Source organism: Calditrichota bacterium, assembly GCA_013112635.1.
Classification (GTDB): domain Bacteria; phylum Calditrichota; class Calditrichia; order Calditrichales; family J004; genus JABFGF01.
In genome coordinates, this window is the sequence record JABFGF010000012.1 from 28,710 (window position 1) to 41,475 (window position 12,766).

The following is a 12,766-nucleotide window of genomic DNA, read 5'->3' on the forward strand; positions in this document are numbered from 1 at the left end:
TCCTGAATGAATTGGGTTTTTGTTGATTCAAAAAAGTATTGAAAATTTCTGCGTAAAATTAATCCGCAACTTATGGGAAGGGCTAATCCCAAACGCTTTCTTATCCCAATTCATAAAATATTGTAAGGGACAGCCCCAACCATAAACAGCCGATTTATTTAAGCATCGCTCGCTTTTGCTTCACGAGGAACGCGTATATCTTCAATCATATGTTGAACATCTTCCGGTACAGCCGGAGAGAATTTGGATACAGTTGTGGCAACGATAAAATTAAGAACCATACCAAGTGTACCGATTCCTTCCGGTGAAATACCAAACCACCAGTTATCAGCTACATTAGCACCGGGGTTAATAAATTTAAAATAGATGATATAGCCGGCAGTAAGTACTATGCCTGAAATCATACCCCAAATAGCGCCTTCTTTTGTAGTCTTTTTAGAAAAGATCCCCAAAATAATAATCGGGAAGAATGAGGAAGCTGCCAGACCAAAAGCAAAGGCAACCACCTGCGCCACAAATCCAGGCGGATTTATCCCAAAATAACCGGCAAGCAAAACTGCAAAACCTGCTGCGATACGGGCATAGGTGAGCTCTTGCTTATCTTTTGTTTGGGGTGCTATCACATTCTTTATAAGGTCATGCGATATGGATGTCGAAATCACAAGAAGCAATCCGGCTGCTGTAGAAAGTGCAGCGGCGAGACCACCTGCGGCGACAAGTGCAATTACCCAATTCGGGAGTTGTGCAATTTCCGGATTAGCTAAAACCATAATATCGCGATCGATGGTTAATTCATTTACAGCTGTATCGGCTCTGTACTGCATAAGGCCGTCTTTATTCTTATCTTCAAATTTGATAAGATTTGTTTCTTCCCAGTTTTTTAACCAGGATGGAGCATCAGCGTAAGATTGGTCATTCAAAGTCTGGATCATATTTGTTCTTGCAAAAGCAGCAACTGCCGGTGCAGTCGTGTAAAGAATTGCGATAAACAGTAACGCATAACCTGCAGATTTACGCGCATCGGATACTTTAGGAACCGTAAAAAAACGAATGATTACATGGGGCAATCCTGCAGTTCCAACCATTAACGCTGCCGTTATAAAGAAAACATCAATCATAGATTTACTGCCGCCACCCGTATAGGCCGCAAAACCCAGTTGCGTACTTAGGCCATCGAGCTTATCCAAAAGATAACCGCTGCCATCACTTAACTCGCTACCAAAACCTAATTGAGGAATTGGGTTGCCAGTTAAAAGGATTGAAATAAAAATTGCTGGAATTAAGTAAGCAATAATCAAAACAACATATTGGGCAACTTGTGTATAGGTAATACCTTTCATACCGCCAAGTACGGCATAAAAGAAAACTATGGCCATACCAATTAATACACCACTGTTAATATCTACTTCCAGAAAGCGGGAGAATACAATCCCAACCCCGCGCATTTGGCCGGCAACGTAAGTAAATGAAACAAAAATAGCACACACAACAGCTACAACACGTGCAGTGTCAGAATAGTAGCGCGTACCAACAAAATCAGGAACTGTAAATTTTCCAAATTTTCTTAAATATGGTGCCAGTAATAATGCCAGTAAAACATAACCGCCTGTCCAACCCATCAGGTAAACAGATCCATCACGGCCAATAAATGAAATTAAACCTGCCATTGAAATAAATGATGCTGCGGACATCCAATCAGCTCCTGTAGCCATACCATTTGCCAAGGCCGGGACGCTACGATGGGCAACATAAAAGTCACTTGTGGATCGGGCCCGTGACCAAATCGCAATACCTATGTATATTGAAAAGGTGAAGCCAACAAGAATCCAGGTCCAAGTTAAAATACTCATATTTTTACCTTTCTAATTTCGATTTAAATAACTAATTATTCTTCGTGAACGTCGTATTCACGATCCAGCTTGTTCATTAAATGAACATAAACGAATATCAAAATCACGAATACAATTTCAGATCCTTGCTGGGCAAACCAAAAGCCTAATTTAAATCCAAAGAAGCGGATTGTATCCAGCTGTTCGACCAGGAGAATACCAAATACATAAGATACCACAAACCAAACTGAGAGCAGTATCCCAACATATCTGATATTTTTTTTCCAATATTCCTGAAGATTTTTTTTATCACTCATAAAACGTCTCCAATGCTTTGTTTAGAGTTTAAATTTTTTCTGTTTGTAGAAACCTAAAAGTAACTATCTCTCCATCAGACAAAGTTACTTTTAGTTAAAAAAGAGAAATGTAGAAAATAGTAATCTTATATTGTCCGCATCCTCGGTGTTTTCAACTTCAAGCTTTGAGTTAGCTGTTCCATACGCCGCGGCTGTATATTCTAATTCAACGGCAAACCGTGCTTTTCCAGAATTCCATACTGCTCTTGGAGAAACACGCAAAACACTGGCAATATTAGAGCCACGCATTTTTGCTGTGCCAGCCTTTGTATCTTCATCAGCTCCATTATTGGCAGTATAACCTGCAAAAACACCAACCTGGAAATCGCCATGTGTATGGATATCTGTCCAAACCGATAAATTATTGGTAGAAACGTAAGAAGAGCTGTCAGCATCAAAAGCATACCCGCCAAGCATTAGCAAATCTGTCATATTTTGTCCAAGTACTCCCTCAGCTTTTATTGTTACCGCATCGGTTACAAGTTTTGCATAACCAAGAAATGAAATTCCGGTTACAGTTTCATCGCTTGAAAGAGATGGCCTCAAAGATTTATAATCAACACCCCCGCCAAAAACATGCTTTCCTGATGTAAGTTGAATTTGTGCATGAAGATTTGGGACTACAGCATCCCTTAAAGATTTACTACCGCCGGAACTTGCAAAATCGCGCTGCGACATGGCTGCAGCAATAAGTTTAACATTGTCGGAAACTTTTTGTGTTAAACGGATTTGCGGATTGCGTGAAAAAGGCTGAAAGGGAACACCTGTATTAAAGGAAACAGTTCCGGGAAAAACGGCTGTTACAAACATTGGGTGCCAGTATTGGCCAAAAAGCATTTGCGTATTGTCCCAATCAAAGGTTGCAAACGCATGTCGTAACCGAAAGCCATTTACATCGGCTGCAGAGTGTCCGAAAAATGCGCCTTCTACAACCCCCTTTACTTTTGCTCCAAATGCATCCGGTGCGCTTATTGATGTTTTTAAGCGTGTTTGAATGGCGAGCATATTAAAACTTGGATTATCATTCGCATCTGATGTAATTGCCGGATAGAGATGAAAATGTCCTTCACGTGCAGCAACAACCTGCCGTGTGTCAAAAAAGGCATCAAATTTGACAAACCCGGAAAATTTAACGCCGAATTCACCATCTTGAGCTAAAGCCGTGCCTCCTACTAAAAAAATACAAAAGAGCAAAATACCTTTGTGCATAATTAGTACCTCCTAATAAAGTATAAATAGAATAATATGTCCGATGGAAGGAATTGAGTTTTGCTCTCCTTATGCGAAAAGTATGCCAACCAAAGTGATTAAATGCACTAGTGATGATAAAAGGGGGCTAAATTCAATATTATTAAAAGATTATATAAATTAATCCAGTTGAAACCATTAAAATATCAATAAGTGAAACCGCGACACGCGTGTCTTTATAATTTGAAATTTATTATGAAGGTTTATTAAATATTAATTAGCAATAAACTATATAAGTGCAGTAATATTAATAGTTTAAAAGGAGGTTAATGAAGTGTGTCATAGATGTCACATCAAATAATGTGACATGTTTGTCATCCTATTTGGCGATTAGCGCTATATTTTGTTTTTAAATTGGGAAGCTTCAATCTGATGTTTGGTAAGCAGGCGTTGAAAAGTTCTCCTGGGAACCTGGGCTTCTTGGGCAGCATGGGATATATTACCTGAAGTCTGTTCAAGGTATTGCAGTAATAATTTTTTTTCTATTTTTTGGATATTAGATTCTTTTATTTTCATTAATCCAAGATTTAAATCAATTAAATTATCTGCATCTGCGCTTTGATTGGAGTTTTTTTCTACAGGCAAATCAGAAACTTCCAGAATATTTTCATTGGCCATAATAACGCCTCTTTCAATTACATTTTTTAGTTCCCGTATATTGCCAGGCCAGGAATAGTTTTGTAATTCTTTTATCACGTCATTAGAAATTGTTTTAACTTTACTGTCAAATTTATCATGGGTGTTTTTTAAAAAGTGATATGCAAGAAGGCTTATATCTTCTCTCCGCTCCCTAAGGGCCGGAAGCTCAATTGTAAAAGCGTTAAGCCGGTAAAAGAGATCAGACCGGAAAGTATTTTCTTTAATTGATTCTTCCAGTTTGCTATTTGTGGCGGCTATTATGCGTACATTCACTTTTTTTGTCTCAAAGCTACCAACCCGGCGAATTTCCTGAGATTGCAAAAATCGTAACATTTTTCCCTGCATTTCAAGGGGCATATCACCAATCTCATCTAAAAATACAGTTCCGTTATTCGCTATTTCAAGTAGACCCGGGCGGTCTTCTTCTGCGCCTGTAAAAGCTCCCTTTTTATAACCGAAGAGTTCACTTTCAAAAAGGCTGGCACTTATTGCGGTGCAATTTACTGTAACCATTGGCGCATCCCGCCATGGGCTTACCTGGTGTATTGTCCTAGCAACCATTTCTTTGCCTGTTCCGCTTTCGCCACGTATAAGAACGGTTGTTTGTGTTGGGGCAACGCGGCTAATTTGGTTACCTATTTCTTTCATGCGGTTGGTGTGCCCCATAATCATTTCATGGGTAACATATTTTTTTATATTAAGGCTAAGATAGTTTTCTAAAATTTTCCGTTTGCTGGTTTCATCTACCATTGTCCAGATTAGCATTGCGCTGACTTTACCAATTAAAACACTACCGGGCATTTTATCCTGCATAAGTTTATGCTGTAGAATCTTATCGCCGGTAACATTTAATATAAGGTCAATAGTTTCATCACGGATAAACTCTTTGTAGTCTTTTGATGTGGGGAGATTTTCTTCCCTGGCTAATTTCATGGCAGGGCTATCCGGCTTTTTATCAATTACGCCTACAACTTGGATCGATGGATCGCTGCGGAATTGCTCCAAAAGTTGCCGGCCATTATTATCACCACCAATTAAGAGAAGGCGAATTCCCTGTGTATTCGAATCGGTTTTTTGATTAATTGGCATGATAGGTTTCATTAAAAGAAAATTATATTGGCTTGGCAAAAGTGTGGCTAAAATACAGACTTTAGAGTGAACGGTGCAAGTAGGGGCAGTTTAGCCAGGGATTTGATATTTTATCCAATCAGGATTTATTAAAAATTAGCTTGTGTTCATCAAATGGTTTCTTATAAATTAATTACAAATCCACAAATCAAAAGATTCAATTTTGTACTGATTTCCATTTCGCTTAAATTACCCGCTTTAAAATAATTGGACATCATTTTGATTCTAATAAACAGCCTTCTTTTTTTTGCCGGATTACTTTTACTTTATATAGGTGCCGAGTTATTGGTTCGCGGCTCTTCACGCATTGCATTAATGTTGAGGATCTCTCCAATAATTGTTGGATTAACAGTTGTTGCTTTTGGTACGTCTTCACCTGAATTTTTGGTTAGCTTTTTTGCGGCCTACAAAGGAAATATTGATATTTCAGTTGGAAATATTGTTGGCAGTAATATTGCAAATATAGGACTTGTTCTGGGTTTCTCTGCACTGCTCAGGCCAATATCCCGTTTAAAAGATAGTATTAAAAATGAGTTAATCTGGGTAACAGCTGTATCAATATTATTCTGGATATTTGCCATGGATAATTCGGTTGGCCACTTTGAAGGCGGTATACTGTTCTTTGGCATTATTTTATTTACAGTGTTACTGATTAGGACAAGCATAAATAACCGCTCCCAACAAAGTACTGAAGATATTCCACATGTCGATACAGGTTGGTCTTTCATAGATTCACTTTCTAATAAAAGCAAAGTCATAATCTTTTTGATATGGACTATTATTGGCATTATTGTTTTGGGCTATGGTTCAAAAGTAACTATCGATTCGGCAACTGCCATTGCAGAAGAATTAGGCATAAGCCAGGTTATTATTGGCTTAACAATGGTTGCTTTCGGAACATCCCTTCCGGAACTGGCCACTGGGATTATTAGCGTTATAAAAAAGGAAAATGAATTGCTGGTTGGTAATGTAATTGGCAGCAATCTTTTTAATATCCTGGGTGTTGCCGGCCCAATAGCTTTGTTTTTCCCAATTCCTATTACCGAGTCTGTAATATGGGCCGACTTCCCTGTAATGCTCGCTTTCACTTTCTTATTAATTATCGTCATGTTTGGCATAGGTAAAATTAACCGTTTTATAGCTGGGATTTTATTTCTTGGTTACTTAACTTATATGACCTTAATTGTAATAACCCGCTAGTCACTTCTTTGTAATTATTCTACCTAATCCCAATTTTTTTAATGTGTTATCAAGATTAGACGATAAAAGGTTTTATACTTTTTAAATCGTTAAAAAAAATGAAATTATATCAAAGTAACTGCGAAGATAATACTTTAGCCGCGTCTCTTGGGCATATTATCCTCTACTCATTTTTATTTTTATTACCGGATGATGGTCTATACCATCCATCAATTAGTATTTATACTGTTCTGGCGATTATCTCACTTACAATACCTAAAATTGCTCTTATTTTTTTTAACAGAGGTAAAAAATATGAAGAAATAATTGCATTCATTTTAATTGAATTAAGTGCTGTCTTTTGGACAATTACATATATTTCCGAAATAGTTCTTTCTTCACAGCTAAATCATTATATAATCATTTTGTTTTTAAATATAGTTGGTATTTCTTTTATTGCTTCATTTGCCCTGTTTAAAAACCTTTCGTTTAATTATTTGTTTAATTCAACTCTATTAATAGTCTCAGCACTATTTACGTTTCTGTTTTTAGAAGAATTACAATTGCCATTTATTTTAATTTTCTTGCTAAGTTTTGTCATTGGGATTTCTTATAGTAAAGTCCACAATAAAAACTGGTTAGAATTCTTAGCGGAAAAAGATCGAAGTATTCAATATTCGCAAGCCTTGGCAAAAACAAATGAAAAGCTTAAAGAGGCATTGGCAAAAGCAGAATCTGCCACACGTATGAAAGGAGATTTTATTGCTACGGTAAGCCATGAAATTAGAACACCTATGAATGGTATTCTGGGAATGACCACACTGTTAAGAGACAGCAACCTCAATGAAGAACAAAAAGAATTCGTTGACATGATCCAAAGTTCTGCTGATTCGCTACTCACAATAATTGATGATATTTTGGATTTTTCAAAACTTGAATCGGGGAAATTGAGAGTTGAGAATGTTTCCTTTAATATTTTAGAGGTCCTTAATGAAATTGCTGTCGTTTTTGGAGAGCTATCTAGCTCAAAAGGGTTGGATTTTCAATTAAAAATGGAAGATGAGTTTCAAAATAATGTTATTGGTGACCCGGTCCGTTTACGGCAAGTTTTAATTAACATTATAGGGAATGCCATAAAATTTACACTGCAAGGATATATAAAACTGTCAGTAAAAATGGATTCAATTGCCGGAAACATTAAAATGGTACAATTTAAAATTGAAGACACCGGTATTGGAATAGAGAAACAACAATTAGATACAATTTTTGATCGTTTTACCCAGGCCGATGCTTCAACAACACGTAAGTTTGGAGGAACCGGATTAGGCTTGGCAATTACTAAAGAACTTGTTGATTTGATGAGTGGTGAGTTACAAATTGATAGTAGGCCAGGAATAGGAACAGTTTTCTTAATTAAGATACCATTTAAGTTAGATAGTTCTTTAAGGGGCAATGAAGAAAAACCAAACAATAATAGAAACCTGGCCTCATTAAATGGAATAGCAAAAGGCAAAACAATCTTATTAGTAGAAGATAATCTTATTAATCAAAAAGTTGCGTCTTTAATCCTGCAAAAGACGGGTTGCTCAATTGAAACAGCTTTGAACGGGCAGGAAGCTGTTGAAATGGTTAAATCAAACAATTATGATCTTATTTTTATGGACATCCAAATGCCGGTATTAAATGGTGTCGAAGCAACTGCTAAAATTCGTGTTTTACAACAAAATGATAAATACACGCCAATAATCGCTATGACGGCAGATGCCATGAAAGGTGACCGGGAAAAATATATAAGTGCCGGCATGGATGATTATATCAGTAAACCTATTAAGCAGGAAGTGCTGTTCAGCGTTCTCTCGGAGTGGATATCTAAAAACAATAATAATACTTAATCACCTTAGTTAGTCCTTTTCTCCTCGTATTCAATAAATTCATTTTTTTTGGTTCTATTGTCACGTTTCTTTATGCTTAAAATTCTCTTGTAACAATTTAAGTTTTAGATTCGTAGAAAGTTTGCAATAAAAAGCCGACTCTTTTGTCTATAATTAAAACAAACAGATTGATCCTCTTTTAAATGAAAATTAACATTCGAGAACTCTCTAAAATATATCCAAATAAAAACAAAGCTTTAGATAATGTTTCCTTTGAAATATCTGATGGTTTGTTTGGGCTTCTTGGCCCAAATGGGGCTGGTAAATCAACATTGATGCGTATTCTCGTTACATTGATGAAACCAACAAAAGGATCAGTGACAATTGATGGTTTTGATCTGCAAAAAAATCGTAAGGAAATCCGTGGTTTATTGGGTTACCTGCCACAAGACTTTAGTACATTTCCTAAAATAAAAACATGGGAGTTTCTCGATTACAGTGCACGTTTGGCCGGTCTTTCCAATAAAAAAAAACGTATCCAAAAAATAGATTTACTTCTGGAAAAAGTTGGCTTGTTCGATTCGCGTGAAAAGCTGGCCAGTAAGCTTTCCGGTGGAATGAAAAGGCGTGTTGGAATTGCCCAGGCATTGATCAATGATCCCAAAATATTAATTGTTGATGAGCCAACCACAGGGCTGGATCCTGAAGAAAGAATTCGCTTCCGCAATTTATTAACGGAAATGTCCAGGGACGAGCGGATAATTATTTTATCAACTCATATAGTTGGTGATATTTCCAGCACATGCCATGATATGGCTTTGTTAAGCAAAGGCAGCCTTGCTTTTAAGGGAGCTCCAAAAGACTTAATTGAACAAGCTGTTCCTTATACATATCAACTTGAAGTGGATTATTCTGAGCTTGAAAAAGTAAAACAGGAACACATAGTTATTTCCACCGTGCCAGTCGATAGTGGATGGCAGGTAGATGTTGTTGCAAAAAATATAAATGGATTTAAAGCCAGACAAATTGAGCCTAACCTTGAACACGCCTATGTCTGTTTTATGGAATTGTTAAATTAGTTTTTAATTGTTGTCATTCTGAACGAAGCAATTACGGAGTGAAGAATCCCATTGCTTCAGGGGATACTTTGTGCCTCAGCATGACACTCTGTTTTTTTTGAGACAAAATTTATGATCAGCTTTTATCAATCAATAAAAATAAATGCTATTTACGAAATAAAAATCCTGCTTAGGGGTTGGTTTTTTCGCATTTTTGCAATTGGGTCTATTGTCAGCCTGGCTGGTATGAATGTTCTTTTTCACAGTTCAGTATCACCTGTCCCGCGGTTTATCCACTCAATGGATTCGTTTCTGCCGTATATGAGCATTGCCATGCCACATTATTTACTTATTGTGGTGCTAATTTTTCTCACAACGGATTTGTATAAACGCGATAAAAAGTTTAATACATCCGATGTGGTTTATATAAGAGATATGAGTAATCTCAGTTTTTTACTTGGCCGAATTTCCGGTATCCTAATGCTCTTTTTTGCGCTTGATTTTATATATATTTTAAGCGGCGCTATTGTAAATCTGTTTTTCAGCAATCTCAGTTTTATCTGGCAGGTATATTTTATTTATCCTCTTTTGCTTTCTATGCCGGCGCTAATTTTTGCCGTAGGGCTTACAATGTTTTTAATGCATGTTGTCCGCAATCAGGCAGTTGTAATAATCCTGGTGATTGGCTTGCTGGTAGCATCTGTTTTTTATGGCTCTGATTTTGGTTTTCTGATGTTTGATATTCTGGCTGCAAAACTTGCATTTACTTATTCAGATTTTACGGGACTCAGCAATTTTACTACTCTTGCATCTCAAAGGCTTGGCTGGTTTGGTTTAGGATTAGTTTTTATGTTGCTGAGTGTATTGCTGGTTCAGCGGCTGCCACAATCAAAAAAAGCTAAAGTTTTTATTATTATATCTCTTATAGGTATGCCTCTTGTTAGTGGATCATTCTTTTTCAATTATTACAATTATTATAAAGAAGGTGAGCAGCTAAGAGAAAAAGTTGCCAGGCAAACAGAATTATTCTTAACAAATGAAACGGTACATGTAAACAGCTATGATCTAAATGTAAAACATGAAGGCAATCGTCTTTTTGTAGAGGCAAAACTTGGTTTCGAAAATAGGTCAAATCACCCGATTGATACGGTAAAATTTTTGTTAAATCCCGGGTTGCAGATAAGCAGGGTTTCTCAAGCCGGAAGAGACTTAACTTTTAGCCAGAATGGAATTGTTGCCAAAATTTTATTGGATGAAAAATTAATCCAAACAAAATCAGGTTCACTTCAAATTACTTATTCCGGCTCAATTGATGATCGCATCGCGTATCCACATATTATTGGTGAAGACAGAGACCAAACACATTATATTTGGATGTACCGGATGGAAGCGCGTTATGGTTTTACCGAGGATAATTATCTGCTTTTACCACCTGCGCTTTATTGGTATCCCAAAACATATACTGCCGGCCATCGAGATATTTTAAAACCATTTTCCGCGTTTTCCTTAACTGTTCAAACAAGCAAAGATTTAATAGCCATTTCCCAGGGGAATGTAATTAATAATGAACCAGGGATATTTGAATTTGAAAATACAATTTCCTTAAAAGAAATTTCTTTGATAATCGGGCCTTACGATAAGAAAACCATTCAGGTAGATAGTTTGGAAATCAGTGTCTATTCTTATGAGCAACACGACTATTATAAAGAATTTTTTAAAGAAATCGGAGATACTCTTCCCGAAGTTGTTAAAAGCCAGTTGCAGGATTTTGAGAATAAAGTAGGATTGAGTTATCCATTTGACCGTTTTACAATCGTTGAAGTTCCTATTCACCATCACGCCTATCAACGCAACGGACGTTTAAATGCAGATTTTTTACAAGCTGAACAAGTTTGGCTTCCGGAAAATATGGCCACTCTCTCTTCATCCTATTTCAAACATCAGCAGGAAAGGCAGAAGCGTTTTGGAAACCGAAGCAACCAGACTTATACGGATTTGGAAAAAGAGATTATGCTTTTCCGGCGCTTTGTAAACAACACTTTTATTGGTATGGAAGGCCGCCGCTTTGGTGATGAAAATCTTATGTCATTTGTCCCGGACCTGAATGTTTATCCATTATTTCTAAATTTTTGCCTGGCATTGGGAGATGAAGAAAACCAGGCTTTTGCAATTGCTTTGGAATCGAACTTGCGTCAGGATGCAATTTTTCAAGGACCGCGTAACCGCTGGAGTATTGGAGAACTTACAACAACCGAAGAAGCAAATCTTGCATTAAGCGATACTAGTTTAGATGTTATTATGAAAGCTGCGGATGAAGATTTGGTTAATAAAGTGTTGGCTGTTAAAGGGAGCTATCTTTTAAAAAAACTAAAACATATTTTGGGTGAAAGTGGCTTTGATAATTTTATGCAGAATATGATTGCTGAAAATCGTTTTAAATCTATTTCGGTGGATTCGATTGCCGGTATTTTGAAAAGTGATCACAATTATGATATGACCTCTGAATTAAAACAGTGGAGATATGATGATCGTTTACCGGGATATTTGATAAGAGGCTTTGAGCTTTACCAGATAAGGGACGGTGACCGCTTAAGATATCAGGTACTTTTTTCTGTTTATAACCCAACACCGGTAAGTGGATTAATAGAAGTTGAATTTTCCTATCCGGGTGAAGGACGCCGTCGTTTTATGGAAGGTATTACTGCAAATAGTGAACAATGGTTGTATGAAATAGAGGCAGAAAAATCTCTGCAAATAGGAATCGTTTTAGATGCAGAACCACGGGCCATTAGGGTGAATACATTAGTTTCTCAAAATTTGCCAACAGTGTACTCACATGTTTTTGATGATGCAGAATTAAAACAAAACACGAAAGCAATAGAAGGGCAATTATTGTTTAGCTGGATGGATGAGGTTGAAAAGGATGATGCGATAAGTGACAATAGCGGGGAAGATTTTGGATATGTTCACCCACAATATCACAGCCAGTTAAAAGAATGGATACATGAAGATGCCAATAAAGAAAAAGATGAGTATGAAGGGTTTGCCTGGTGGTATGGCCCGTCTCAATGGAAAAAATTAAAATTCCCATCTTTTTATGGGGAGTTTGTGCACTCTGCTTATTATGCCAGAAGCGGTTCCGGCGAAAGAAAAGCTACCTGGGTAGCAGATATCCCGGAAGATGCATTTTACCAGGTATATGTTCATGTTCCCGATAAAAGTGATTTCCGCAGAGGGAGACGTGGTGGTGAAAGCTTCGGGGTTCAAAAGTATATTATCTACCACTCTGATGGTGAAGATGAAATAGAACTTGATTTTTCGGAAGCGGAACCAGGCTGGAATTATATGGAAACATATTATTTTAAAGAAGGACAAGGCAAAGTTGTTTTAACAGATGATAGCGATGGCCGAATGGTTGTAGCCGATGCTGTTAAATGGGAATTGAAAGAATAAACTGG

Annotated in this window: 8 protein-coding genes; 4 read left to right on the forward strand and 4 right to left on the reverse strand. The window is 37.0% G+C overall.

Annotated features, from left to right (window positions below; genetic code table 11):
* Nucleotides 1–158: 158 nt before the first annotated feature.
* From HND50_20155 to HND50_20170, 4 genes are all read right to left on the reverse strand, one after another.
* Nucleotides 159–1,850, reverse strand: a complete 1,692-nt coding sequence (locus tag HND50_20155; protein ID NOG47563.1) for a cation acetate symporter — start codon at nucleotides 1,848–1,850, stop codon at nucleotides 159–161.
* A 35-nt stretch (nucleotides 1,851–1,885) separates the two neighbouring features.
* Nucleotides 1,886–2,146 (reverse strand): DUF4212 domain-containing protein, encoded by a 261-nt coding sequence (locus tag HND50_20160; GenBank protein ID NOG47564.1) that lies wholly within the window; start codon nucleotides 2,144–2,146, stop codon nucleotides 1,886–1,888.
* A gap of 90 nt (nucleotides 2,147–2,236) precedes the next feature.
* The gene (locus HND50_20165) at nucleotides 2,237–3,394 is read right to left on the reverse strand and encodes a hypothetical protein (GenBank protein NOG47565.1); all 1,158 of its coding nucleotides are present in this window, start codon (nucleotides 3,392–3,394) and stop codon (nucleotides 2,237–2,239) included.
* A gap of 375 nt (nucleotides 3,395–3,769) precedes the next feature.
* The gene (locus HND50_20170; GenBank protein NOG47566.1) at nucleotides 3,770–5,161 is read right to left on the reverse strand and encodes a sigma 54-interacting transcriptional regulator; all 1,392 of its coding nucleotides are present in this window, start codon (nucleotides 5,159–5,161) and stop codon (nucleotides 3,770–3,772) included.
* Nucleotides 5,162–5,419: 258 nt separating this feature from the next.
* On the opposite strand from HND50_20170, the gene HND50_20175 reads away from it, so the two are divergent.
* The 4 genes from HND50_20175 (at nucleotide 5,420) to HND50_20190 (ending at nucleotide 12,761) form a co-directional block, all read left to right on the forward strand.
* Nucleotides 5,420–6,400: a calcium/sodium antiporter gene (locus HND50_20175; GenBank protein ID NOG47567.1), complete on the forward strand. Its 981-nt coding sequence runs from the start codon at nucleotides 5,420–5,422 to the stop codon at nucleotides 6,398–6,400.
* 98 nt (nucleotides 6,401–6,498) lie between these two features.
* Nucleotides 6,499–8,271 carry a response regulator gene (locus tag HND50_20180; protein NOG47568.1) on the forward strand — a complete coding sequence of 591 codons (1,773 nt, stop codon included), beginning with the start codon at nucleotides 6,499–6,501 and terminating at the stop codon, nucleotides 8,269–8,271.
* A gap of 182 nt (nucleotides 8,272–8,453) precedes the next feature.
* Nucleotides 8,454–9,329: an ABC transporter ATP-binding protein gene (locus HND50_20185; protein ID NOG47569.1), complete on the forward strand. Its 876-nt coding sequence runs from the start codon at nucleotides 8,454–8,456 to the stop codon at nucleotides 9,327–9,329.
* Nucleotides 9,330–9,440: 111 nt separating this feature from the next.
* Nucleotides 9,441–12,761, forward strand: a complete 3,321-nt coding sequence (locus HND50_20190) for a hypothetical protein (GenBank protein NOG47570.1) — start codon at nucleotides 9,441–9,443, stop codon at nucleotides 12,759–12,761.
* The last annotated feature ends 5 nt before the right edge of the window (nucleotides 12,762–12,766 follow it).